Here is a 22,264-nt window from a genome sequence, read left to right as displayed (position 1 = left end):
CCCCGAGCGTGACCCGCGCCGACCGGTCACTGCCGTGTGCCGTCGCGGTCCCGCCCTGCGCCTACGTTGCCGTCGGGCTCGTCGTCGCGACGACGAGCCCCGGCCATTATGGGCCACCGCACGTGAAAACGGGTCAGGTGGTAGGGATCTGCGGTCAGCGGAGGTCGCGCACGTAGGCCGCGGCGCCGTCGTACGCGGCGATCCGGCGCTCGTAGTACGTCGCGATGATGAGCAGCAGTCCACCCGCTGCGGCGAGCGTGAGCATCCACGGCCCGGCGGAGATGCGCGTGCCGAGCTGGGACACGAACACGACGAGGATCTCGACCGGCAGCACCGCGACGCCCAGCAGGAACGGCGCCGCGAGGTGCGTGCGCGTCCCGACGAGCACCGCGGCCAGCGCGAGCACGATGACCAGGACGGCGCGCCACGTGCGCGCGTCGGTGTACGTCGCGAGGACCGACGGTCCGAGGAGCGCGAGGAGCCCCGGGGCGAGCGTCCGCCACGACCCGGCGAACCCGACTGGCCAGCCGGCGAGGGTCGGCGTCGTGCGCGCCGGAGCTCCGCCCGGGGTCGGGTCGGTGTGGCTGCTCCCCGGGCTGCCCGGACCGGCCACGGCACGAGGGTCGCCGCCCGCCGCGCCGGGCACCGCCGTCGTGCCGGCCGCGAGCGCGAGGTACCCCGCGACGAGCAGGCCCGCGCCGAGCGGGAGCGAGAAGACCTCGACGCGGAGCTCGCGCGGCCACCACGCGCCGATCGCGGCGACGAGCGCGAGCGACCACGTGAACCAGGCGGGCGGGAGGTCGAGCCGGCCGCGGACGGCGCGCCGCACCCCGACCACGAGGAGCGCGAGCAGGGCCACCTCGACGAGCCACACCGTCGCGATGACGCCCCACACCGGCCGGACGTTCGCGACGGTCCCGATCACCACGAGGGCAGCGGCGGGCGTCACGGCCCAGCGCCGCGCGACGGCGGCGCCCCGGCCCCGCGGAGCCACCCCGGCCCCGACGAGGGCCGCCCCGAGCGCGACCCCGCCCGCGGCGAGCGCCCAGGCGAACCCGAGCGCGAACACCGCGCCGCCGCCCGACGCGTGCGCCACGTGGAGCGACTCGACGGTCCCGCCGGTCGCGGCGAGCACCCCGGCGCCCGCGAGCCGCAGGGCCGCAGCGCGCCGCCACGCGTCCTCTCCCGCCCCGCGACCCAGCAGGACCGCTGCGAGGACGGCCACGGCTCCTGCCGCGACGAGGAGCGGCGCCCGCACGTCGCCGGCCCCGGGCGCCGCGCCCAGGGCGAGCACGGACGGCACGACGAGCAGCACCAGGCCGGCGCCCGCGAGCTCCCACCAGCGGCGCGACCGCCGGGCGAGCAGCGCCCCCGTGACGAGGGCCGCGAGCGCCGGTGGCGCGGTGTACGCCTCGACGAGGCCGACGTCCGCGGCGCCGAGCGCCGTCCACAGCGCGGCGGTCCCCAGCGCCGCGGCGAGCCACCACTCCGCGCGCCGGTCGCGGTCGCGCGCGGCGAGCCCCGCGCCTGCGGCGAGCAGGAGCAGCACCGCGACCGCGACCGTGGGCCCGGCGGCGGGGCGCCCGAACGCCAGGCCGACCGCGACCGCCCCCGTGAGCGCCGCGCTCGCCTCGACGGCGACGCGCCCGGCGGCCAGGCGGATCCGCGCCGTGACCGGTCGGGCCGCGGCGAGCGCCGTCGCCACGAGCAGCGCGACGACCGGCAGCACGACGGGCGAGCCGCTCCCCGGCAGCACGAGGGCACCCGCGCTCACGACGGCGACGGCCGCGGTCGGCAGGACGAGGGCGGCGGCGAGCACGCGCAGCGCGGTGACCGACCCGGGGCGCCGCGAGCCGACGAGCACGACCTCGAGCGCGAGCATCGCGACGCACGCGGCGACGGACCACCAGCTGCGCTCGTCGACGACCGTGAGGACGCCGAGCCCGAACGGCACGGCGGTCACGCCGAGCACCGCCCACCACGAGTCCCGGTCGACGCGCGGGACGAGCGTCACCGCGAGCGCGGCGAGCGAGGCGACCCCGGAGACGGCGCACAGGACGGCGACGGTCCCGGCGCCGCTCCACGCGAGAGTGACGCCCAGCACGAGGAGCGCGTACCCGTAGGCGGTGCCGACGAGCGGGGCGTGCAGGGCCCTGGGCGCAGCAGCACGGGCCGCGAGCAGGAGCGCGCCGACGACCACCGCCCCGGCCGTCGCGGTCGGGCGCGTGACCCACGACCCGGCCACGAGGAGCAGGAGGGAGACGACCACGCCGGCGACGGCGGCCGCGTACCAGGCACGCGCCTCGGCCCGCCCGACGGGTCCGACGCCGTGCCGGACCGCCGCGCGCGGGCCCGGGAGCCGCCGGGCGACCGGGCGCAGGACGCGACCGAGGGCGCGCCGGACCGCACGGACGAGCGCGCCGGGCGCGGCGCCGCCCCCGGCCGCGCCCGTCGCGACGGGGCGGGCGGTCGCGACGACGAGCAGCGCGGCGAGCAGGGCGAGCAGCCCGAGGGAGGTGACGCCCGCGAGCCGGGGATCCAGCACGAGCGCGACGACGAGCGCGAGCAGCACCCACGGACCGAGCGCCCGCCCGGTCCGGACGACCGGCGCGGCGCCGAGCCGTCGCGCCCCGGCGAGGCCCGGGACGGGCACGGGGACCGGCGTGCGCAGCGAGAGCCGGGCGGCGACGAGGAGGACGACCAGCGCGGACAGCAGGCCGACGATCGTCCCGTCGAGCAGCGCGGCGCCGGGGGTGCCGCCGCGGACGCCCTCGCCCCACAGCCCGGCGGAGAGGACGCCGACGCCGAGCGGCGCGTCGTCGAGCGTCGCGGCGGTCCCGGCGGTGCCGGTCACGAGGACCTCGGCCGCGCGCACCCCCGCGACGGCCAGCGCGGGCCCTGCTCCGACGAGGGCGACGAGGGCGCCGCCGAGGAGGGCGTCCGACCGCCCGACGGCAGGGACCGGGGAGCCGAGCACCCCGGACGCCACGCGCGGCGAGGTGAGCACGAGGACGAGGAGCCACGTGGCGGCGGCGAGCGCGGGGACCAGGCCCAGCCAGGCGACGTCGCCCCCGGTCCCGAGCAGCGCCCCCGCGAGGACGGCCGACGCACCGCCGACCGCGTACCAGCGCCGCTCGCGGGTTGCCACGCGCAGGAGCGTCGCCGCGAGCGCCGCGCCGAGCGCGACGAGGGCGGCTCCGGAGCCGGTCGGGAGGCCCGGTGGGGCGGCGACTGTGAGCCCGACGACCACGGCGAGGGGCACCGCGACCGTCCGCACGACGCCGAGCAGCGCCTGCTCGCCCCGCAGGGTGCTGCCCACCCGCGTGCCGGAGCGCGCCGCGACGGGCGCGGCGAGGGCCGTGAGGCACGCCGTCGCGAGGAGGGCGACCGCCCAGCCCCAGGGCGCCCCCGCGGCAGGCGCCGCGACGAGCGGGACGAGCGGCCCGAGGACGACGGCGCTCGTCACCCAGGCGCGGACCCGCGCCCGGTCCCCGACCACGCCGAGGCCCGCGACGACCACGGCGAGCAGCGACGCGCGCGCCACCGTGGTGCCGACCGGGTCGAGCCTCCACGCGCTGAGCGCGAGCTCGACGTCCACGACCGCGAGCACGACGGCGAGCCCCGCGACCGCCTCGGCGGACGAGCGCAGGCCGCGCGACCGCAGGAGCACTGCGGCCCCGACGGTGAGCACCGTGACGACCCCGGTCACGAGGGCGCGCAGCGCGAGGTCGTCGGCGAAGGTGAAGAAGACGAAGACCACCGTCGCGACGGCGAGGAGTCCCGCCCCCGCCCCGGCGAGGACCGGCTGGAGGCCGACCGAGCGCGACGGCGCCGCGCCGGGCACGACGACGCCGCGCGGTCCCGCCACCGCGGGGACCGGCCCGGCCGCGCCGGGACGGACCGGAGCCGGACGGCGTGGCCCGGGCGCGGGCGCGGTCCCGACCGCCGGCACCGGGGACGGCGTGCGCGGGCCGGCCGGCCCGCGGCCTGCCGGGTCGAGCGGGCGCATCGCCCGCGGCGGGCCGGCGGGGACCGGGCGCGCGCCGGGCGGCGCCGCGGCGGCCGTGCGGGCCGCCCACGCCGCGGCCTCGGGCTGGCTCGCACGCAGGGCGTCGAGCGCGACCTGGCGGCGTGAGAGCGCGTCGGCCGCGTCGCTCGACGCGGCGGCGACCTCGAACGCGAGCGGGCCGGTGAGGTCGAGCAGGCACCGGTCGCAGCGGGACGACCGCAGCGTCGCGGCGCACGCGGGGCAGGAACGCGTCTCGGGCAGCCGCGCCAGCGCGACGTCGACCCACGGCTCTCTCATGACGGACATCCTGGCGAACCTGTGAGGCTCCTGGGGACGCGTCCACAGGGGGTCGCGTGGCGGTCCGGTGAAGGGTCCCGGCGGGCGCGGTCCCGGGGCGTCGTCCGGCCGTCAGCCGCCGAGGCCGGCGACGAGGGCGCGGGTGAGCGGCGCGTCCACGCCCGCGCGGTCGGCGGCCCGGACGATCGCACCGCCGATGGCGTCCACCTCGAGCGGCCGCCCGGCCTCGGCGTCGCGCAGCATGGACGACTTGGCCTCGGGCGCGAAGCGGTCGTAGAAGGCCAGCGTGCGCGCGGGGTCCGACGGCGCCCCGCTCGCCGCGGCGACCGCCGCGACCTCGCGCACGAGCGCCTCGAGCTCGGCGCGGTGCGCGGTCCGCACCTCGCCGATCGGGGCGCGGTGCGTCGTCGTGAGCAGGGCGAACGGCGCGAGGAAGCCGAGCTTGGCCCACATCAGCGCCGTCTCGTCGGGGTGGACCGTGGTCGAGATGCCGGCCCCGTCCAGGAGCGCGCGCACGGCCTCCACCCGCTCGGGCGGGACGCCGCCGGGCGCGAGGTCGACGTCGGTGAACGCGCTCGTGTGCTCGATCTCGCCCGGCGCGACACGCGTCGACTCGACGCGGATCGTCGCGGGGAGCACGCGCTCGGCCCCGTACCGCGCGCGCAGCACGTCGAGGTGGTCGAGCCCGTTGAGGAACGGGACGACGACGCCGTCGCCGAGCACCTCGGGCGGGACGCGGTCGAGCGCCTCGTCGAGCGCCGTCTGCTTGACCGCCACGAGGACGACGTCGACCGGGCCGTCGAGCCGCGTGGCCGCCCGTGCGGGGACGTGGACCTCGCCCACCTGGCGGCTGCGCACGTGCACCCCGTGCTCCGTCAGGGCCGCCGCCGTGGCCTCCCCCGCGAGGAACGTCACGTCGACCCCGGACCGCGCGAGCAGCGCGCCGACCAGACCGCCGACCCCGCCCGGCCCCAGCACCGCTGCACCTCTGCGGCCCCGGCCGCTCGTCGTCTCCGTCACCGTCGTCCTCCCGTCGTCCTCCCGTCGTCCGGGTCGTCCCGTCCGGACGGGCGGGGCCGCCCCGCCGTCACGCCGCGGGGACCTCGACCCTACCCACGGGGACGGACGCCACCGACGCGGCGCCGGGCACGGTGAGCGCCGCGATCGCCGTCGTGACCGGGATCGCGAGGACGAGGCCGATCGACCCGACGAGCGTGCGTACGACCTCCTCCGCGATCTCGCCCGAGGTGAGGCTCGTGGCGAGGTTCTGGTCGGACAGGTAGACCGCCATGAGCAGCGGCAGCGCCGCGCCGACGTAGGCGAACGCGATCGTGTAGACGGTCGAGGCGATGTGGTCGCGCCCGATGCGCATGGCGCGCGCGAACAGCTCGCGCCGGGTCGCGAGCGGCGCGACCGCGCGCAGCTCCCACACCGCGGAGGCCTGGGTGATGGTCACGTCGTTGAGCACGCCCATGCCCGCGAGGACGATGCCGCACAGCACGACGCCCTGGATGTCGAGCGAGGGCGCGTACTGCGGGATCCACAGGGACTCCTCCGAGGTGAGCCCGGTGATGTTCGACGCGCCCGAGCCCCACCACCCCAGCACGGCCGTGATCGCGAGCCCGACGAGCGTGCCGAGCAGCGCCGTCGACGTGCGCGCGGTGAACCCGTGCGCGACGTACAGCACGACGAACATGACGAGCGACGACGTCACGAGCGCGACGCCCAGCGCGTTCTGACCCGTGAGCAGCGCGGGCAGCGTGAACCACGTGATGACGACGAACGCGCCCGCCAGCCCGGCGAGCGCGGCCAGGCCGCGCCAGCGCGCGACGGCCAGCACCACCACGGCGTACGCGATCGCGAGGACCCCGATGGGCAGCCCGCGCTCGAAGTCCATGAACACGTACGGGCTCACGCCCGCCCCGACGGCCTCGGCGAGGTAGAGGACGCGGAGCCGGTCGCCTTCGTCGAACCCGTAGGCGACGTACTCGGGCGGCGCGCCGACGGTGATCGCGTCACCGCCCACGTCGTCGCCGCCCGCGCGCGACCCCGCGTCGAGGCGGGCGGGGACCTCGCCCGTCTCCGGGTCGATCGGGCCGGTGACGGTGGCGCGCAGGACCGTGCTGCCCTCCGCCGCGACGGGGATGCGGTCCGGCACGTCGGCGGACGCGGGCCACAGCGCGACCAGCCCGGCGAGCGTCGCGAGCAGGGCCGGGACGAGGAGCGCCGCGAGCGTCAGGCGCACCCGCCGCGTCGCCGGGGCCGCCGGCCCGTGCGCGTGGCCGTGCGGGTCGGCGCGCGACCGCCCGGGCTGCTCGCGGCGCTCCCGGCGCCCCGGGACGGGGCCGGACGTCGGATCGGGGCTCGGCTCGCTCACCCGAGGATGCTGCCACGGCGGGCCGACGACGCGTGGTGGCACGCGCCGTCGGGCGCTACGGGGTGAGGCGGTGGAGGTCCCGGGGGAAGAGCGCGACCTCACGGACGTTGGTCGCCTCCACCAGGCGGGCGACCCAGCGCTCGAGGCCGATGGCGAAGCCGCCGTGCGGGGGCATCCCGTGGGCGAACGCCTCGAGGTAGGTCGCGTACGGCTCGGCCGTCTCGCCCCGCGCCGCCAGCGCGGCGACGTAGTCCTGGTAGCGGTGCAGCCGCTGTCCGCCCGTCACCAGCTCCAGGCCGCGGAAGAGCAGGTCGAAGCTGTTGCTCCAACGAGGGTCGTCAGGTTGCGGGTGCGTGTAGAAGGGCCGCTTCCGCATCGGGTAGCCCTCGACCGCGAGGAAGTCGGAGCCGTGGGTCGACCTCGCCCACGCGCCCAGGGCCCGCTCGTGCTCGGGGGCGAGGTCCGGCTCGTCGTCCGCCGCACCGACGAGGGCGAGCGCGTCACGGAAGTGGATCACGGGGATCTCGGACGGCACGACCGGCAGCGCCGGCCCGAGCCGCTCGACGGCGTCGCCCGCCCCGTCCCGGAGCGCCCCGACCATGCCGGCGAGCACGTCGCGCAGCACCGCCAGGACGTCCCGGTGGTCGCGCACGAAGCCGAGCTCGACGTCCAGGGAGACGTACTCCGCGAGGTGGCGTGCCGTGTCGTGGGGCTCCGCCCGGAAGACCGGCCCGACCTCGTACACGCGCTCGAACACGCCGACCAGCTGCTGCTTGAAGAGCTGCGGGCTCTGGGCGAGGTAGGCGGTGCGACCGAAGTAGTCGACGGGGAACACGCTCGCGCCGGACTCCGTGGCGGACGCGACCAGCTTGGGCGTCTGGATCTCGGTGAAGCCCGCCGCGTCGAGCGTGGCGCGGAACCCGCGCAGGCTCGCGGCGGCGAGCTCCCAGCGGGCCCGCCGGGCCGGGTGCCGCCACGTCACGGCCGCGTGGTCCAGGAGCGTGGGCAGCGCGACGTCGAGGTCGGGGCGCCACAGCTCGACCGGCGGGCGGGTCGCGGGCGCGCCGAGCAGCGTGACCGTCGGCACGGTGATCTCGACGCCGCCCGGTGCCTGCGCGTTCGCCGTGGCCGTCCCCGTGACCTGGACGGCGGTCTCCTCCGGCGGCAGCCCCTCCGCGGGCACCTCGTGCGGACGCAGGACGACCTGGGCGAGTCCGGTGCGGTCGCGCAGGACCAGGAAGGACACCGTCGCGAGCTCGCGGCGGCGGTGCACGTGCCCGCACAGGGTCACCACGTGTCCGGGTGGTGCGGCGGCGACGTCGGCGGCCAGGGTGCGGGCGGGTGCGGGCGGGGCGGGTGGTCTCATGACTCCTCCAGGGAAGGGCAGGCCCTGGAGGTGCGGGCGGGGGCTAGGTCGCGGTGCCACCACACCTTCGTCGACGTCTCGTCGACCTCTCGTCGGTACGCCGTCACGCGCGGGGAGCCGCCGCCGGTGTCGCCACCGGCCGAGGATCGTCACGCCTCGCAGCCTCCGCGAGCGACGATACCGACCGACCCGCACGCCGACCACCGCATTGCGGTGGTCGGCGTGCGGGTCACTCGGGCAGCGTCACGTAGCCCCGGCGCACGCCCGCGACGAGCCGGCGGGGGAGGGTGAGCTCGCGCCCGTCGACGACGACGGTCACGAGCTCGGGCACCTGCGCCTTCCACTGCGAGCGGCGGGCACGGGTGTTGGAGCGGGAGAGCTTGCGCTTGGGCACGGCCATGAGGGGTCCTTCCGGTGGTGGTGCGCCCAGCCTAGCGGGCACTGAGAACGATTCTCAAGACGGTCCGGGGCCACGACCCCGGACGGCGGTAGCATCCCGAGGGCCGTCCGCCCGTCCGGCGGCGACGCAGCCGTCACACCCCGTCACAGCACGCTACCGAACGCAACGAGGAGCCAGCATGGCCACGGTCGACTACTTCCTGTCCGGCGACCCCGAGGTCGCCAAGCAGCACCTGCACGCCGCGCTCCAGGAGCAGGGCTTCACCGTCTCGACGCGACCCACGGGCCAGTGGGCCGCCGAGCGCGGGAGCAAGCAGAAGACGTTCTGGCTCGGCGCGTTCGCCGGCAAGGCGCAGCACCTCGTCTTCACGGTCGACTTCATGCTCCACGGCGACCAGCTCGTCGCGCGCATCGACCGCCCGACCGGCCACGGCGCGATGGCCGGCGCGGTCGGCGTGGCCCGCTCGAACAAGGCGTTCTCCGAGGTGGACCAGGCGATCGGCACGCGCCTGACCCAGCACGGCATCCTCGCGAACGTCGTCCACGCCTGACCTCGAGCGACGCCGCGACACGACGAAGGCCCGGAGCCCCTCGCGGGATTCCGGGCCTTCGTGCGTGCTGACCGGACCGGCAGCGGCCGGTCAGCGAGACGTCACTTGGCGACGGCCTTCTTGAGCAGGCTGCCGGCGCTGATCTTCACGCCGAAGCCGGCCGGGATCGAGATCTCCTCGCCCGTACGGGGGTTGCGGCCCGTGCGGGCGGCACGCTCGACGCGCTCGACGGACAGGAGGCCCGTGACCTTGACGGCCTCGCCCTTGCCCAGCGACTCGACGAGCACCTCCTGGAAGGCGTTGAGAGCCTTCTCGGCGTCCGCCTTCGACAGGTCGGCCTTGCTGGCGATGGCCGAGACGAGCTCGGACTTGTTGAGCGACATGCGAATCCCTTCTTCGGTTCACGACGCGCGGTGGTCACCACCCGTCGTCACGGTCTCAGTGTGCCAGCCGCGAGGCCGTGCACCGGGGACAACACTAGGGAACACGCGGAGTTTCGCACGACTTCTCGCGGCCTCCGGGCGTCGCGTGTCTGCGCTCAGCCCTCCTCGTGCTCGTGGTCGTGGCCCTCGTGGCCCTCCTCGGCGGGCTCGTCGTGGGCGTGCTCGCCCTCCTCGTGGGCGTGCTCGTCGTCGTGCGCGCCGGCCGTGGCCGGCTTCCCCGTGACCCCGTTGAGCTCGTTCGGCACGACGTCGAGCTCCGCGCTCTTCCACACCTCGCCGCCGACGTAGTCGACCGCGTGGATCGCGCGGCCGGCCGGGTCGGTGACGTAGGCGATGCCGTCCTGCACGAGCAGCGTGGGCCGCGGCTCCTGCCACTCGTCGGGCTCCTCCCACGCGTCGACGACCGGGATGGAGCGCACGACCGTGCCCGCCTCCGGGTCGATGACGTGCAGCGACCCGTCCGTGCCGAGCACGAGCGCCTCGCCCGCGTCACCGCGGCCGAGCGAGCGGAACGTGTAGCTCGCGGGCAGGTCGACGAGGCGCAGGCTCGCGTCGCGCGTGTCGATGAGCGAGACGCGGGTCGGCCGCTCCAGCTCGGCGTCGGGGTCGGACTTGTAGTCGCCCAGGACGAACGGCGACTCCTCGCTGCCCGCCTGGTTGCCGATGCGCCCGTAGGCGTCCGGGGCCGCGACCTTGCTGATCGCGCCGGCAGCGACGACGACCGCGCCGTCCTCGCAGCCGATCACGACGGCCTCGCCCGCGGCGACGGCCTCGCCGTGCACGCCGGGGCACTGGTCGCTCGCCGCGACCTCGTCGCCGGCGGCGTCGAGGAGGCGAACGCCCGTGCGGGCGTCCTCGGTGCCCTCCGAGACGACGAGCGAGCCGTCGGACAGCTCGACCGCGACGCCGTGGTGCGCCTCGGGGGTCGTCAGGGTGCGCGCGTCGTCGAGGCCGTGCGGGTCGGCCACCGCGGCGGAGTCGAGCACGGTGATCTCGCCCGTGCCGTCGTCGAACAGCACGGTCCGACCCTCGTGCACGACGACGTGGCCCGGCTTCTCGGCCGCGTACGTCACGTCCGTGAGGACGGGGTCCGCGGTGTAGTAGTGGTCGTGGTCGCCGTGCGGCTCGGCCCACGTGCCGACGTCGAGCACCTGGAACCCGCCGGACGTCGAGACGAGCAGGTGGCGGCCGTCGCCCGCGGGGTTGAGGCGGTTGAAGCCGGCGAGCTCGAGGTCGTCGACGACCTCGAGCGTGGTCGCGTCGAGGACCTGGACGCCGCCGTCGTACGTGATCGCGAGCCTCGGCGTGAGCGCGGCCGCCTCGCTCACGTCGGAGGTGGCCGACGGCGCGGGCTCGGCCGCGTCGCCCTGCTCGCCCTCGGAGCCCGCCCCCTGCGCGCACGCCGCGACGAGCGTGAGCGGGAGGGCGAGGCCGAGCGCGAGGGCGAGCGGGCGCCGTCGGGCCCGGGCCCCGGGAGGGGCGTCACCGGAGGGGGGACTCGCCCCGGCGGGATCGGCGTGGGCGTCGGTCGGGTCGGGTGCGGTGTGGTGCATGCGTGGTCGGTCGCCCGGGGACCCGGGCGGCCGCTCCTCTCCGGTGGTGGTGGGTGCGCGGGTCAGCCCTGACGGGCCTTCCAGCGCGGGTTGGCCTTGTTGATGACGAAGGTCTTGCCGTGGCGGCGCACGACCTTCGCCCCGGGCTTGTCCTTGAGCGAGCGGAGCGAGGCGCGGACCTTCATCGCGCACCCCCGCCCTGCGCACCGCCGCGGGCGCCGTAGCGCTGGCGGAACTTCTCGACCCGGCCGGCGGTGTCCACGACGCGCTGCGTGCCCGTGTAGAACGGGTGGCTCGCGCTCGAGATCTCGACGTCGACGACGGGGTAGGTGTTCCCGTCCGTCCACGTCACGGTCTCGCGCGGGACGCCCGGGCCCTGCGGGTGGTCGCCCGCGAGGGTCGAGCGGGTCAGGAACGAGAAGTCGGCGGACTTGTCGCGGTAGACGACGGGCCCGTAGACGGGGTGGATGTCCTTCTTCATGGTGGTCTCCTTGCTGGGCCAGTGACGGGCCGGGGCCGGCCGCCGCTCGGGGCGGCGGCGGTCACCAGCTCGACTTCGTGACTCCGGGCAGCTCGCCGCGGTGCGCCTGCTGGCGCAGGCGGACGCGGGAGAGCCCGAACTTCCTCAGGTAGCCGCGCGGGCGGCCGTCGACGACGTCGCGGTTGCGCACCCGCGTGGCGCTCGCGTCGCGGGGTTGGCGCTGGAGCTCGAGCACCGCGGCCGCCCTCTCCTCGGACGAGGAGGACGGCGCCGCAACGACGCGCTTGAGCTCCGCGCGGCGCTCGGCGTAGCGGGCGACGACCTCGACGCGCCGGTCGTTGCGCGCGACCTTGGACCGCTTCGCCATCAGCGCTCCTCGCGGAAGTCGACGTGGCGGCGGACGACGGGGTCGAACTTGCGCAGAACCATGCGGTCGGGGTCGTTGCGGCGGTTCTTGCGGGTCACGTAGGTGAACCCGGTGCCGGCGGTGGACCGGAGCTTGATCACGGGACGGAGGTCGGTGCGGGTAGCCATCAGAGCTTCTCCCCTCGGGCGAGGATCCGCACCACGACGGCGTCGATCCCCTGGCGGTCGATGGTCTTGATGCCCCGGGCGCTGACGCGCAGGGTCACGTGGCGACCCAACGACGGCACCCAGTAGCGCTTCTTCTGGATGTTCGGGTCGAAGCGACGCTTGGTCCGCACGTGGGAGTGCGAGATCGCGTGGCCGAACCCGGGAGCGGTGCCGAGCACCTGGCAGACGGCGGACATGGCGGTTCCTCTCGGGGTCGGGTGAGGCGACGGGAGACGACACTAGATAGTGAGAATCATTCCCGTCAAGACGCTATGCTGACCCGCTGTCGAGAACAGTTCTCAGGAGCGGGTTGTTCCCGGTGCCGGCCGCGAGGTCGCGCGGGACGCCCCAGACCACGGATCGGAGCGCTTCATGCCCTTCTCGTCACCCTCTGCGTCGGGGGCCACGCCCGACGACGCGCACGACGTGCCGTCAGGCGCCGGGGACCTGCGCGTCGCGCTGAGCGTCCTGGCGACGATCGACCCCGTGCTGCGCGACAGCGCGGTGTTCGGGCTCGTCGTCGGGGCGCCCCGCGTCGTCGCGCTCCGGCACGACATCCGGGCGGCCGAGGGCGCGCTGCGCCGGGTCGTCGTCGATGCGACCGGCGTGGTCGAGGACGAGGTCGTGCCGCTCGAGCACGCGTGCCTGTCGTGCGCCGTGCGCGAGGACGCCGTGCCCACGCTGCGGCGCCTCGCCGCCGACGGCCGGTGGGACCACGTGGTGCTCGCGCTGCCCGTCGCCGCCGAGTCGCTGCCCGTCGTCCGGGCGCTCGCCGCGCAGACCACGCCCGGCAACGAGCTCGAGCGCCTCCGCCTCGCGACCGTGCTCGCCGTCGCCGACGTCGACACGCTCGAGCACGACCTGCTCGACGACGACCTCGTCGCCGAGCGCGGCGTCGGGCTCACCGAGGACGACCAGCGCGCGGTCGGCGAGGTGCTGGCGGCCCAGCTCGAGCACGCCGACCTCGTCGTGACGACCGGGGACCTCGCGGCCGCGGCGACCGGCTCCGGGCTCGTCGACCGGCTCCGGGGCGTCGGAACCCGGCGCGTCGACGGGCTCCACGCACTCGCGGCCGACGACCTCGCCCGGCACACCCACGACGCCGCTGCCGGCGAGCGCCGCGCCCACCCGCTCGGCGTGCGGGGCCCGCTCCCATGCCGCGTGACGCCCGACGGCGACCGGAGCTGGACGATCGAGCTGTGGTCGGCCCGGCCGTTCGACCCCGAGCGCCTGCTGCGCCGCATCGAGGACCTCGGCACCGGCCGGGTCCGGTCCCGCGGGGTGTTCCACGTCGCCAACCGCCCCGACTCGCTGTGCGCGTGGGACGGCGCGGGCGGTCAGCTCTGCATCGGCACGCTCGGCACGTGGGACGACGCGACCACCGCCGAGGGGCGGCCAGTCGAGCCGCACACGCGCGTCGTCATCGTCGGGGCCACGCCCGACGGCGAGGGTGACGGCGACGACGACGAGCGCGGCCGCCTGCTCGACGCGTTCCGCGACGTGCTCGCGACGCCGGACGAGCTCGCCGACGGCGGCCTGCGCTGGCTCGGCCGCACCGACGTCCTCGCCCCCTGGCTCGGCGCGCGGAGCGACGCCGTGTGACCCGCCGAGCAGCCGCGAGGCGTCGGCGGGTCAGGTCGTGACGAGCAGGACCACGAAGAGCACGAGCGCGCCGCCGACGGTGGCGACGAGCCACGCACGCGCGCGACGGGGGCGGGCGATCGCGAGCCCGAGGAGCAGCGGCGCCGCGACGAGGCCGACCGCGAGGGCATAGGCCTGCGGCGCCCCGTCGCACGGGCCGCCCCACGCGTCCACGCACGCGTCGCTGCTGGAGTCGAGGCCGAAGAGCAGGGCGAAGAAGGCCGGTGCGGCGACGAGGAGGAGCCCGAGAAAGGCCACGAGCGCCCCCGCGGCGGCTCGATCGTGCCGCCTCCGCATCTCGGACGTCGTGAGCACCGCGCGGACCCGGGGCCCCCTCTCCTGCCCTCGCGCCGTGCCGTCCCCCTGCCGCTCGGGCGTGACGTCCTGTCCCGTCGACGCGCGGTCGTCGTGCTCCATGCCGACGAGTCTCGCGCCCGCCACCCGCACCCGCTGGGACCGGCAGCGCTCGGGCGCGTCCCACGCCCCATCGGCGCGGCGCTGCGCACCGACTCCCTAGCGCGCGAGGCCGACCGCGGTGCCGACGAGGACCGCCCACGTGGCGAGGCTCAGGCAGGCGGAGATCACTCCCGTTCGCCGCGGCCTGCTCGTCCCGACGATGTAGACGGCCAGGACCGCCGGGACGAAGAGCCCCACGACGCCCCCCGCGATCTGGAGGAGGCCCTTGCCCGGCTGGGGGCACTCGACGGGCAGGAGCGTCCCGCACGACGCGGGGTCGAAGGAGCCCATCCCGGCGACGAGCAGGAACAACGCGAGGAAGCCGAACACGAGGTAGAGCACGCCCGCGACGAGCAGCGCGAGGAGCACGCGCCACGTCTCGGCCCCCTGCCCCGCGGACCGACGGCCGTCTCCGCGCTCGATCGGCGTACGGTCCGTCAGGCTCTCCACGCCGTGAGTGTGGCAGATACCCGCACGCTCAGGGCACGCTCGGCGAACAGCCGTGGCGTCACCCGACGACGCGGCGGACCAGCTCGTCGACGCGACGGTCGTAGTTCTCGGCGGAGAACCTGCCCGCGCGCTGCAGCGTCGCGACCCCGTGCATCGCTCCCCACACGACCTCGGCAGCCGTCCCCACGTCCGCCGGCGGCCGCTCCAGCGCGAGGAGAGCGTCGGCGATGGCGTCGAACCCCTCGCGCATCGCGCGCGGCGTCTCGTCCGAGGCGAACGCCGCACCGATCGGCAGGTGGAACATGGCCTCGTACGTCGCCGGGTGGCGCGCGGCGAAGTCGAGGTACGCCACGACCAGCGCGCGGACCCGGCCTTCGCCGCTCGCACCCTCGCCGGGCTGCGGTCGGGCCGCGGTGAGCGCTGCGGCGAGCTCTTCGAAGCCGAGCAGCGCCACGGCCGTGACGATCTGGGACCTGCCCTCCGGGAAATGCCCGTAGAGGACGGGCTGGCTGTAGCCGATCGCGTCGGCGAGCCGGCGGGTGGTGACGGCCTCCCACCCCTGCTCCTCGGCGAGCACGCGCGCCGCCGCGACGATCTGCGCCTCCCGCTCCTCGAGGAGCCGTGCCTTGCGCGCCGCTGCCGGTGTGCTCATGGCCCGAGTCTAGCGCCGCTAGATTGCCTGTGCTAGTTTTCCTAGCATTGCTAGATTCCCTGGATCGAAGGAGCCGGACATGCAGTGGTTGCCGATCGTCGCCGTGGTCGTCCTGGGCGTGATGGTGGGGGTCGAGGTGTCGGTCGCGTTCGTCGTGAACCCGATCGTCGACCGGCTGCCGGGCAACGCCGGCCTGCTCGCCCGGGCCGACGGCGGGCGGATGCTCGGGCGGGCGATGCCGTTCTGGTACTTCGGGTCGCTCGCGCTCACCGCGGCGACGGCCCTCGTGCTGCCCACCGGCGCCTGGGCGGCCTGGACCGCGGCGGCCCTCCTGACGCTGAGCGTCGTCCTGTCGGTCGCCGTGCTCGTGCCCATCAACAACCGCGGCAAGACGTGGACCCCCGAGACGGCGCCCGCCGACTGGCGCGAGCAGGCCCACCGCTGGGACCGGTACCACCTCGTCCGCATCGCCCTGCTCGTCGCGGCGTTCACCCTGCTGGCCGTCGCGGTCGCCGCCTGACCCCTCGACCGACACGGCCCCGAGGCAGAGAAGGCACGACGACGGGCACATCGGAAGACACCGGACACGGAGGAACCGGTGGCGATCCGCCGCGAGAGCTCCCCCCAGCGAAGCTCTCGTCGCGGACCGCCACCGGTCCAGGTGTCGCCGCGTGACCCGTCGCGACGACGTCCCCCACCAGTGCGAGAGGGGGCGGGCACATGTTCGGGACGTTCACGAACAGTGATCTGAGTCACAGTACGTCGGTCGTCGCCCCGCCGCCTGCTGACGAGGCCCGGCGTCCTCTCGCCGTGGGTCGGCGATGACCAGCGCGCTCCCGAGGCCGACCTCATCCGCCGACGACGAGCTCCCCGATGACCGTCTCCCCGTCGGACTCGTACACGGGGACGCTGATGGCCTTGCCCTCGCGCTCCTCCTGCCACGCCGCGGCCTCCTCGGGGCTCGTGGGCGAGCCGCCCTGCGCGTTCTCCAGAACCCGCGCGTACGCGTAGCCGACCCGCCCGTTCGTCGCGTAGACCGAGACGAGGTCGGGCCAGCCCGTGTCGTTCGCGACCCCGTACGTGTCGCCGTTCGCGTTGGTCGCCCAGGCGGTGACCGTCTCGTCGACGTAGGTGGCGACGAGGTGCCACCGCGCCCCCGGCTCGGCCTCCACGCGCACCGACTCGTCGCCCGGCACCGCGACGACGCTCCAGCCCATGCCGGCACCCTCCCCAGCCGCGAGCCGGCGCGCCTGGTCCTGCGCGTCCTCCGTGGAGCACGTCATGTTCGCGCCGTCCTCGAGCACGAACCGCCCCGCGTCGAGGCACACGAGCGACAGCTCGGCGTGCGTCGCGCCGTCCGGCCTGGGCCCGAGCTCGACGGTCGAGGTGCCCGCGCGCGTGACCTCGACCGGCCCCGCCAGACGTGTCACGACCGTGCCGCCGGGCTCGACGAGCGCCGTCACGGCGTACGCCGTCCCGCCGGCGACCGCCAGCGCACCGAGCGCCCCGACGCCCGCCCACCACCGGCGTCGTGCCGGGCGACGGGGGGCCGCCACCGACGCCTGGGCCACGAGCACGCCACGCAGCGCGTCGGCGAACACGGGATCGAGGTCCGGCATGCGGTTCTCCCTGTTCATGAGCGCCCTCCTTCGACGAACGCGCCGCTCGGACGCGGCCTCGCGCGCCCTGGTTCCACGTCTCCGACCGCGGCGCGGAGCCGGACGCGCGCCCGGTGCAGCCGGGACTTGGCCGCCGACGGCGTCAGGCCGAGCACCCCGGCGGCGTCGGAGATCGACCAGCCCTCCAGCGCGACGAGGGTGAGGAGCCGCAGGTCGGCCGCCGGCAACGCGCGCAGCGCGGCGCCGAGCGCCGGGTCGACGACCTCGGCCGGGTCGTCGACGAACGCGGCGTCCTCGGCGGCGGGCACGTCGCCGCCCCGGGGCAGGGCGTCGAGCAGCCGGCGATGGCGTCCGGTCCCTCGGCGGACGTTCCGCGCGACGTTCGACGCCGTGACGAGGAGCCACGGCAGGGGCGAGCCGGAGACGAGCCGCACCGACGTGCGGCGGCGCCACAGCTCGAGGAACGCCGCCGCCAGCACGTCCTCCGCCTGGTGCCGGTCGACCACGAGCCGGTACGCGTGCCGGAACACGCGGTCGCGGTGCCGGTCGAAGAGCACGCCGAACGCCGCGCTGTCGCCGCCCAGCGAGGCGGCCCACAGCGCGGCGTCGGTCTCTGCGTCACCCTGCTCGCCGGCAGGGCCCGGGTCGCCGTCCATGCCCCGTAGTGTCCTGGAGGGCCCGGACGGTTTCACCCGACTGCGGCGTCCGTCCTCACGTCGCGCGGACCCGCCGCCGGGACGCCCGACCGCCCGCGATCCCGGCCACCACGGCGCCGACCACGACGGCCGCGACGAGGGGCGCCGTCGGCGTCGGGGACGCTCCCGCCGCGACGGGCGCGGGGGCGAGCGACGCCGCCGTCGCGACGAAGGTCGGCGCGGGACGTGCTCCGGACGGGTCGGTGTCCGTCCACGCGTACGACGCCCCCGACGGGCACTCCTGGACGGCGGGGAAGACGAACGCCTGCCCCACGTCGCCCGTGACCCGGACGTCGAGCGTGAAGGCCGCGCGCTCGCCGTCGGGCACGGGCTCGCCGGACCACGCCACCGCGTCGTCCGTCACGTCGGAGGTCCACCCGTCGGGCTGGCCCGCCGCGAGCGCCTCGACGCCTTCGGGGAGCGTGACGCGCAGCGCGTCGGTGGGCTCGCCGTCGCACCCGTGGTCGAACGTGAACGTGAGCGTCGACGTGCCGTCGCCGTGGGGCTCCACGGTCTCGATGAGCACGTGCGCGGCGGCCGGTCCGGCCGCCAGCACCGCCAGGGCACCGGTGGTGACCGCGACGGCGAGGAGGCGTGACGCGCGCCGGGTGGCCCGGTGGTGACGGGTCATGAGGACACCTCCACGGGGATCTCGACGATCGGGTTCTCGTACTTGGACGTCCGGACGCTCACGTGGAGGGTCCAGTCGCCGGCCATCGGCAGGTCGAGCGTCGCCTCGTACGCGCCCGTCCCGGTCTGCGTGAGGGGCCGGGTGAAGGGGCCGAGCGCGGGGTCGGCGAGCGTCGTGGAGAGCTCGGGCACGGCGACGGGCTCCAGGGGCTGCCCGTCGACGTCGAGCAGCTCGATCTCGAGCGCGTTGACCCCGACCCGGCCGGGCGTGACCCGCGCGCGGAGCGTCCCGTCGCCGAGCGCCTCGACCACCTCGACCGCCGGTGCCGTGGCCTCCTGGGCGGACGCGTCCGACGCGGCGACCGGGCTGCGCGACACGAGCACGCCCGTCACCGCGAGCACGAGCACGAGCAGCACCGCCTCCGCCGCGACCGTCCGGCCGAGCCGACGGCGCGCGGTCGCCCCGGTCGTCCCAGCCACCGGCGCGGCGCCTCGCCCGCCCGGACCGCCGTCGGCCACGACCGCCGGGACGAGCCGGTAGCGGTTCCAGGCCGCGACGCCGACGAGGCACAGCGCGACGCCGACCTTGACGAGCAGGGTCTGGCCGTAGGCCGTCGACACGAGCGCGTCGAGCGTCCCGAGGATGCGCCACCCGAGGACGGTCCCGGTGACGGCGAGCGCGAGGACGACCCACGCGCCGAGCGCCGAGAACCGCGCGACGGTGACCGCCGCCCGCCGCGCGTCGAGGCGCGCCGAGGGCGCGAGCACGAGCGCGAGCCCGACGACGCCGCCGAGCCACACCGCCCCGGCCACGACGTGGAGCGCGTCCGCCGTGACGACGAGCCACGGCGGGCCGAACGTGCGCGTGTGCCCTACGAGCACGAGCGAGCCCAGCGCCAGGGCCGCCGCGCCGAGCACGACGCCGGCGGGCCACGCCGCCCGGGTCTCGCGCGCCGCGCGCGGCGCGAGCAGGGTCGCGGCGAGCAGCCCGGCGAGGCCGAGCGCCCCGGCCAGCGTGGAGTCGGTCGTGAGGCCCGCCCGCCAGGTCGCCGGGTCGACGAGCGCCCCCAGCCCGCCGCCGGCCTGCCAGGCCGGGGTGAGCGGGACCCCGAGCACGATCCCGGCCCCCGCGGCGACGAGCGCCCCGCGGCGCACGCGCTGCAGGCGCCGGCGCAGGACCGGCGCGGCGCCCGGCGAGACGTGCAGCACGAGCAGCTCGAACCCGACGAGCCCCGCGACGAGGAACGTCCCCGCGTAGACCGCGGCCTGGTCGAGCGCGCGCACGGCGACGAGCGCCGCCGTCGGCTCGGCCACGCGCGCCTCGACAGCGGTCGCGCTCGGTGCGCCCACCGAGAACGTGAAGGCGCCCGCGACCGGGTGCGTGTCGAGGGACACGACGCGCCAGCTCACGACGTAGGTGCCGTCGTCGAGCGTCGCGGCCGGGGTGACGACGAGCGCGTCGTCGACCGCGGCGACGTCCACGTCGACGGGCGAGCCGTCGGCGGCGAGGACCGTCGTCCCGCCGGTCACGACCTGGACGGGCTCGTTGAAGGTGATGGTCAGCGCGTCGGGCGGCGCGTCGAGGACGGTGCCGTCCCGGGGGTCCGTGCCCACGAGGACGGCGTGGGCCGCGGCCGGGCCGCTCGCGAGGATCGCGAGCAGGACCGCGGCCGCGGCACCGACGACGACGGCCACCACCCGGCGCAGCACCGAGGGGCGGCCCACCGGTCAGGCCTTCGGGCGCGAGCGCACGAACCCGAGCGCCCCGAGCACGAGGCCCGCCGCCGCGAGGACGAGCGCCGTCCAGGTGAGCGCGGCGGGCGCGCCGTCGGACCCGTCGGCCGGCTCCGCGGACGCCGCACCGTCGGCTGCCGCGCCGTCCGACGCGGCGGCGTCGGCGTCGTCCGCGACGGTCTCGGCCGGGGCGTCGTGCCCGTCGCCCTCGGCGGCCGTCAGCTCGAAAAGCGGCGCGGGCAGCTCGAGGTCGTGCCCGTCCTCGCCGTCGGCCGGGACCTGCACCCAGGCGCTCTCGCCCTCGGCGCACTCCTGGACGGTCGGGAAGACGAGCGTGTCCCCCGCCGCGTCGGGGAGCTTGAGCGAGAGCACGAGGGCGTCGCGGTAGCCGTCGGGCAGCGGGGCCTTCGCGGTGTACACGACCTCGGCGACGCGCTCGGTGTACTGGCCGCCGTGCCCGTCGTCGACCGGCTCGTCGAGGGCCGCCATGACCTTCTCGACGTCCCAGCCGGGGTTGACGGTGGGCGTCACGGTGACGACCTGCTCGGGGACCTGGATGGAGACCTTCGTGGTCGGCGAGTCGCCGCAGCCGTGCGGGACGCCGAAGGTGAGGAGCGCGTACGCGCCCGCGTCGGTCGTGTCCGGCGTGACGGTCACGTGGGCGGACGCGGCGCCCGCGCCGACGACGACGATCCCGGTGGTCAGGGCGGCGGCGCCGACGGCGCGCAGGGTCTTTCGCATGGTGGTGCCTTTCGGGGAGAGGAGGACGGAGGGCCCCGGCGCGCGAGCGCACGACGGCACGCCCCGGGACGACCGGGCTCGGCCGGCCGGGCGGGGAGGTGCGCGGGTCGCGCGGGCGCGCGGGAGCGGGACGCCGCGGAGGTGTCCGGTGAGGCGTCCGGGTGGGGTCAGGCGACGGCGGGCGGACCGCGCCCGGGCGCGGCACCGCGCACGAGCAGGTCGCGGACCGTCGGCAGCGCGCCGACGGCGGGCGGCGCCGCGGGGACGACGACGGCGCGCGGGCGGCCGGGGACCCGGCGCCCCGCGAGCCACGTCCACAGCCGCCACAGGACGGCGTCGCCGTACCGCAGGACGAGCGCGACGGCGAGCGTCGCGACGGCGTGCGCGCCGAGCATCGTCAGGGGTGACGCGGCGTGGGCGTGCGCGGACGCGTCGGCCGGGGAGAGCGCGGCGCAGCGGTCGAAGACGACGTGCAGCACGAGCTGACCCGCGCCGAGCAGCCCGAGCAGCCGCGGCAGCCCGACCTGGCGCCGGGTGAGGGGCCGCACCGCGACGGCGGTGAGGACGGCGAGGACGCCCAGCGGGACGGCACCGGGGTCGGTGCCGCCGGCGAGCCCGTGCGCGACGACGGACAGCCCGAGGACCGCGGCGGCGAGCAGCAGCACCCGCACGCCGCGGAGCACCCCTGCTCCGGGCGACGTCACGGACGCACCCTAGCGGCAGGAGGGGTGCGCGCGGCAGGGGCGGCCGCCGTCCTCCCCGGACCGGGGAGGACGGCGTGCACCGGCACGATCAGTCCTCGGGGTCGTGCGGGGCGCCCTCGTCGGTCGCCTCGTCGGTCGCCTCGCCGGTCACGGTGCTGCGGCGGCGCACGACGAGCACGACGACGACCGCCGCGGCGACCACGAGCGCGCCGAGCCCCACGAGGACCGGCAGGAGCGACGAGCCGCCGTCCTCCGCGGCCGTGGCGGCGTCCGTGGCCTGGGACGCCGACGACTCCGGCGACGTCTCCTCCGCCGCGTCGGTCGTGGCGTCCTCAGTCGCGGTCTCCTCCGGCGTCGCCTCGTCCTCCGTCGTGGGCTCCTCGGACACCGGCGCCTCGGGCTGGGCCGCGACGGCGAACGCGAACGTGCCCTCGATGGGGTGGCCGTCGGACGAGACGACGCGCCATGCGACCGTGTACGTGTCGCCGCCGAGCGCGACGGCGGGGTCGAGCGCGAGCGTCGCGGTGCTGCCCTCGATCGTCGGAGCGCCCTGCGTGACGACCGTCCCGGCGGAGTCCGAGACCACGACCTGCGGCTCGACGGGGAGCGGCTCGGTGTTGAAGGTCAGCGTGATCGCGGTCGGGGCCGTCGCGAGCTGTGCGCCGTCGGCAGGGTCCGAGGAGAGCATGCGGTCGTGCGCGGACGCCGGCGAGGCGGTGAGCGTCGTGACGGCGGCGGTGAGGCCCAGGGCCAGCGCGGCGGCGGCGAGGAGGGCGAGGAGGGCGGGAAGGGCCGACAGGGGTCGGCGCAGGGAGAGGGTCATGAGGGTTCTTCCGTCGAGGCGCGGCGGTCGCCGCACGGTGGTGCCCCGTGGCCCGGTCGTCACCGGGTCG

The 22,264-nt window shown here is 76.7% G+C and carries 25 protein-coding genes; 3 read left to right on the top strand and 22 right to left on the bottom strand.

Annotated elements, in window-relative coordinates:
- Nucleotides 1-154: 154 nt before the first annotated feature.
- From FB00_RS05060 to rpmF, 5 genes are all read right to left on the bottom strand, one after another.
- A complete protein-coding gene (locus FB00_RS05060; RefSeq protein ID WP_156186306.1) occupies nucleotides 155-4,306 on the bottom strand; it encodes an SCO7613 C-terminal domain-containing membrane protein in 4,152 nt (1,383 codons plus the stop codon).
- Between the two features lie 111 nt (nucleotides 4,307-4,417).
- The gene (locus FB00_RS05055; protein WP_047231796.1) at nucleotides 4,418-5,326 is read right to left on the bottom strand and encodes a ketopantoate reductase family protein; all 909 of its coding nucleotides are present in this window, start codon (nucleotides 5,324-5,326) and stop codon (nucleotides 4,418-4,420) included.
- Nucleotides 5,327-5,393: 67 nt separating this feature from the next.
- A complete protein-coding gene (locus FB00_RS05050; protein ID WP_082141006.1) occupies nucleotides 5,394-6,683 on the bottom strand; it encodes a YibE/F family protein in 1,290 nt (429 codons plus the stop codon).
- 55 nt (nucleotides 6,684-6,738) lie between these two features.
- Nucleotides 6,739-8,049: an aspartate--tRNA(Asn) ligase gene (gene aspS, locus FB00_RS05045; protein WP_047231795.1), complete on the bottom strand. Its 1,311-nt coding sequence runs from the start codon at nucleotides 8,047-8,049 to the stop codon at nucleotides 6,739-6,741.
- Nucleotides 8,050-8,278: 229 nt separating this feature from the next.
- Entirely contained in the window at nucleotides 8,279-8,449 is a 171-nt protein-coding gene (rpmF, locus tag FB00_RS05040; protein WP_047231794.1) for a 50S ribosomal protein L32, read from the bottom strand.
- Nucleotides 8,450-8,627: 178 nt separating this feature from the next.
- Here rpmF and FB00_RS05035 point away from each other — a divergent pair, with 178 nt between their 5' ends.
- A complete protein-coding gene (locus tag FB00_RS05035) occupies nucleotides 8,628-8,999 on the top strand; it encodes a hypothetical protein (protein ID WP_047231793.1) in 372 nt (123 codons plus the stop codon).
- A 101-nt stretch (nucleotides 9,000-9,100) separates the two neighbouring features.
- On the opposite strand, the gene FB00_RS05030 is transcribed toward FB00_RS05035, so the two are convergent.
- The 7 genes from FB00_RS05030 to rpmB form a co-directional block, all read right to left on the bottom strand.
- Nucleotides 9,101-9,382 (bottom strand): HU family DNA-binding protein, encoded by a 282-nt coding sequence (locus FB00_RS05030; protein ID WP_047231792.1) that lies wholly within the window; start codon nucleotides 9,380-9,382, stop codon nucleotides 9,101-9,103.
- A 155-nt stretch (nucleotides 9,383-9,537) separates the two neighbouring features.
- Nucleotides 9,538-10,995, bottom strand: a complete 1,458-nt coding sequence (aztD, locus tag FB00_RS05025) for a zinc metallochaperone AztD (RefSeq protein WP_047231791.1) — start codon at nucleotides 10,993-10,995, stop codon at nucleotides 9,538-9,540.
- A 62-nt stretch (nucleotides 10,996-11,057) separates the two neighbouring features.
- The gene (gene ykgO / locus FB00_RS05020) at nucleotides 11,058-11,180 is read right to left on the bottom strand and encodes a type B 50S ribosomal protein L36 (RefSeq protein WP_047231790.1); all 123 of its coding nucleotides are present in this window, start codon (nucleotides 11,178-11,180) and stop codon (nucleotides 11,058-11,060) included.
- Complete coding sequence (locus FB00_RS05015) at nucleotides 11,177-11,476, bottom strand: type B 50S ribosomal protein L31 (protein WP_021483270.1); 300 nt, start codon at nucleotides 11,474-11,476, stop codon at nucleotides 11,177-11,179. Before FB00_RS05015 ends, ykgO begins: the two co-directional genes overlap by 4 nt.
- 61 nt (nucleotides 11,477-11,537) lie before the next feature.
- Nucleotides 11,538-11,843 (bottom strand): 30S ribosomal protein S14, encoded by a 306-nt coding sequence (gene rpsN / locus FB00_RS05010; protein ID WP_047231789.1) that lies wholly within the window; start codon nucleotides 11,841-11,843, stop codon nucleotides 11,538-11,540.
- Complete coding sequence (gene rpmG / locus FB00_RS05005) at nucleotides 11,843-12,010, bottom strand: 50S ribosomal protein L33 (protein ID WP_021483268.1); 168 nt, start codon at nucleotides 12,008-12,010, stop codon at nucleotides 11,843-11,845. The genes rpsN and rpmG overlap by 1 nt, the downstream gene beginning before the upstream one ends.
- The gene (gene rpmB, locus FB00_RS05000; RefSeq protein WP_047231788.1) at nucleotides 12,010-12,246 is read right to left on the bottom strand and encodes a 50S ribosomal protein L28; all 237 of its coding nucleotides are present in this window, start codon (nucleotides 12,244-12,246) and stop codon (nucleotides 12,010-12,012) included. The genes rpmG and rpmB overlap by 1 nt, the downstream gene beginning before the upstream one ends.
- A 175-nt stretch (nucleotides 12,247-12,421) precedes the next feature.
- Between rpmB and FB00_RS04995 the strand changes: the two genes are divergently transcribed.
- Nucleotides 12,422-13,651 (top strand): CobW family GTP-binding protein, encoded by a 1,230-nt coding sequence (locus tag FB00_RS04995; protein ID WP_082141005.1) that lies wholly within the window; start codon nucleotides 12,422-12,424, stop codon nucleotides 13,649-13,651.
- 30 nt (nucleotides 13,652-13,681) lie between these two features.
- On the opposite strand, the gene FB00_RS04990 is transcribed toward FB00_RS04995, so the two are convergent.
- From FB00_RS04990 to FB00_RS04980, 3 genes are all read right to left on the bottom strand, one after another.
- A complete protein-coding gene (locus tag FB00_RS04990; RefSeq protein WP_047231787.1) occupies nucleotides 13,682-14,107 on the bottom strand; it encodes a hypothetical protein in 426 nt (141 codons plus the stop codon).
- 96 nt (nucleotides 14,108-14,203) lie between these two features.
- Nucleotides 14,204-14,596 (bottom strand): hypothetical protein, encoded by a 393-nt coding sequence (locus tag FB00_RS04985; RefSeq protein WP_047231786.1) that lies wholly within the window; start codon nucleotides 14,594-14,596, stop codon nucleotides 14,204-14,206.
- A 58-nt stretch (nucleotides 14,597-14,654) separates the two neighbouring features.
- Complete coding sequence (locus FB00_RS04980; RefSeq protein WP_047231785.1) at nucleotides 14,655-15,248, bottom strand: TetR/AcrR family transcriptional regulator; 594 nt, start codon at nucleotides 15,246-15,248, stop codon at nucleotides 14,655-14,657.
- A gap of 79 nt (nucleotides 15,249-15,327) precedes the next feature.
- Here FB00_RS04980 and FB00_RS04975 point away from each other — a divergent pair, with 79 nt between their 5' ends.
- Entirely contained in the window at nucleotides 15,328-15,768 is a 441-nt protein-coding gene (locus FB00_RS04975; protein ID WP_047231784.1) for an anthrone oxygenase family protein, read from the top strand.
- Nucleotides 15,769-16,096: 328 nt separating this feature from the next.
- On the opposite strand, the gene FB00_RS04970 is transcribed toward FB00_RS04975, so the two are convergent.
- The 7 genes from FB00_RS04970 to FB00_RS04940 all read right to left on the bottom strand — a co-directional run bounded on the left by FB00_RS04970 (nucleotide 16,097) and on the right by FB00_RS04940 (nucleotide 22,194).
- Nucleotides 16,097-16,885, bottom strand: coding sequence for a peptidase M56 family protein (locus FB00_RS04970; RefSeq protein ID WP_156186305.1), 789 nt, complete (start codon nucleotides 16,883-16,885; stop codon nucleotides 16,097-16,099).
- Nucleotides 16,882-17,523 (bottom strand): RNA polymerase sigma factor, encoded by a 642-nt coding sequence (locus tag FB00_RS04965; protein WP_047231783.1) that lies wholly within the window; start codon nucleotides 17,521-17,523, stop codon nucleotides 16,882-16,884. Before FB00_RS04965 ends, FB00_RS04970 begins: the two co-directional genes overlap by 4 nt.
- A gap of 55 nt (nucleotides 17,524-17,578) precedes the next feature.
- Nucleotides 17,579-18,193, bottom strand: coding sequence for a DUF1775 domain-containing protein (locus tag FB00_RS04960; protein ID WP_047231782.1), 615 nt, complete (start codon nucleotides 18,191-18,193; stop codon nucleotides 17,579-17,581).
- The gene (locus tag FB00_RS04955) at nucleotides 18,190-19,917 is read right to left on the bottom strand and encodes a copper resistance protein CopC (RefSeq protein WP_047231781.1); all 1,728 of its coding nucleotides are present in this window, start codon (nucleotides 19,915-19,917) and stop codon (nucleotides 18,190-18,192) included. The genes FB00_RS04960 and FB00_RS04955 overlap by 4 nt, the downstream gene beginning before the upstream one ends.
- Before the next feature lie 3 nt (nucleotides 19,918-19,920).
- Nucleotides 19,921-20,667 (bottom strand): YcnI family protein, encoded by a 747-nt coding sequence (locus tag FB00_RS04950; RefSeq protein ID WP_047231780.1) that lies wholly within the window; start codon nucleotides 20,665-20,667, stop codon nucleotides 19,921-19,923.
- Between the two features lie 167 nt (nucleotides 20,668-20,834).
- Nucleotides 20,835-21,371 carry a hypothetical protein gene (locus FB00_RS04945; RefSeq protein WP_156186304.1) on the bottom strand — a complete coding sequence of 179 codons (537 nt, stop codon included), beginning with the start codon at nucleotides 21,369-21,371 and terminating at the stop codon, nucleotides 20,835-20,837.
- Nucleotides 21,372-21,459: 88 nt separating this feature from the next.
- Nucleotides 21,460-22,194 (bottom strand): copper resistance CopC family protein, encoded by a 735-nt coding sequence (locus tag FB00_RS04940; RefSeq protein ID WP_052877450.1) that lies wholly within the window; start codon nucleotides 22,192-22,194, stop codon nucleotides 21,460-21,462.
- Nucleotides 22,195-22,264 lie beyond the last annotated feature (70 nt).

The organism is Cellulosimicrobium funkei (genome assembly GCF_001019615.1).
Taxonomy (GTDB): Bacteria; Actinomycetota; Actinomycetes; order Actinomycetales; family Cellulomonadaceae; genus Cellulosimicrobium; species Cellulosimicrobium cellulans_E.
Note: the sequence above shows the minus strand (reverse complement) of the source record. Positions and strands in the feature narration are given on the sequence as shown.

Coding starts and splice junctions, on each gene's coding strand:
- FB00_RS05060 (WP_156186306.1), bottom strand. CDS start 4,306: ATGAGAGAGCCGTGGGTCGACGTCGCGCTGGCGCGGCTGCCCGAGACG.
- rpmF (WP_047231794.1), bottom strand. CDS start 8,449: ATGGCCGTGCCCAAGCGCAAGCTCTCCCGCTCCAACACCCGTGCCCGC.
- FB00_RS05035 (WP_047231793.1), top strand. CDS start 8,628: ATGGCCACGGTCGACTACTTCCTGTCCGGCGACCCCGAGGTCGCCAAG.
- FB00_RS04965 (WP_047231783.1), bottom strand. CDS start 17,523: ATGGACGGCGACCCGGGCCCTGCCGGCGAGCAGGGTGACGCAGAGACC.
- rpmG (WP_021483268.1), bottom strand. CDS start 12,010: ATGGCTACCCGCACCGACCTCCGTCCCGTGATCAAGCTCCGGTCCACC.
- FB00_RS05030 (WP_047231792.1), bottom strand. CDS start 9,382: ATGTCGCTCAACAAGTCCGAGCTCGTCTCGGCCATCGCCAGCAAGGCC.
- rpsN (WP_047231789.1), bottom strand. CDS start 11,843: ATGGCGAAGCGGTCCAAGGTCGCGCGCAACGACCGGCGCGTCGAGGTC.
- FB00_RS04950 (WP_047231780.1), bottom strand. CDS start 20,667: ATGCGAAAGACCCTGCGCGCCGTCGGCGCCGCCGCCCTGACCACCGGG.
- aspS (WP_047231795.1), bottom strand. CDS start 8,049: ATGAGACCACCCGCCCCGCCCGCACCCGCCCGCACCCTGGCCGCCGAC.
- rpmB (WP_047231788.1), bottom strand. CDS start 12,246: ATGTCCGCCGTCTGCCAGGTGCTCGGCACCGCTCCCGGGTTCGGCCAC.
- FB00_RS04970 (WP_156186305.1), bottom strand. CDS start 16,885: ATGAACAGGGAGAACCGCATGCCGGACCTCGATCCCGTGTTCGCCGAC.
- aztD (WP_047231791.1), bottom strand. CDS start 10,995: ATGCACCACACCGCACCCGACCCGACCGACGCCCACGCCGATCCCGCC.
- FB00_RS04995 (WP_082141005.1), top strand. CDS start 12,422: ATGCCCTTCTCGTCACCCTCTGCGTCGGGGGCCACGCCCGACGACGCG.
- FB00_RS04975 (WP_047231784.1), top strand. CDS start 15,328: ATGCAGTGGTTGCCGATCGTCGCCGTGGTCGTCCTGGGCGTGATGGTG.
- ykgO (WP_047231790.1), bottom strand. CDS start 11,180: ATGAAGGTCCGCGCCTCGCTCCGCTCGCTCAAGGACAAGCCCGGGGCG.
- FB00_RS04960 (WP_047231782.1), bottom strand. CDS start 18,193: ATGACCCGTCACCACCGGGCCACCCGGCGCGCGTCACGCCTCCTCGCC.
- FB00_RS04990 (WP_047231787.1), bottom strand. CDS start 14,107: ATGGAGCACGACGACCGCGCGTCGACGGGACAGGACGTCACGCCCGAG.
- FB00_RS05015 (WP_021483270.1), bottom strand. CDS start 11,476: ATGAAGAAGGACATCCACCCCGTCTACGGGCCCGTCGTCTACCGCGAC.
- FB00_RS04980 (WP_047231785.1), bottom strand. CDS start 15,248: ATGAGCACACCGGCAGCGGCGCGCAAGGCACGGCTCCTCGAGGAGCGG.
- FB00_RS04940 (WP_052877450.1), bottom strand. CDS start 22,194: ATGACCCTCTCCCTGCGCCGACCCCTGTCGGCCCTTCCCGCCCTCCTC.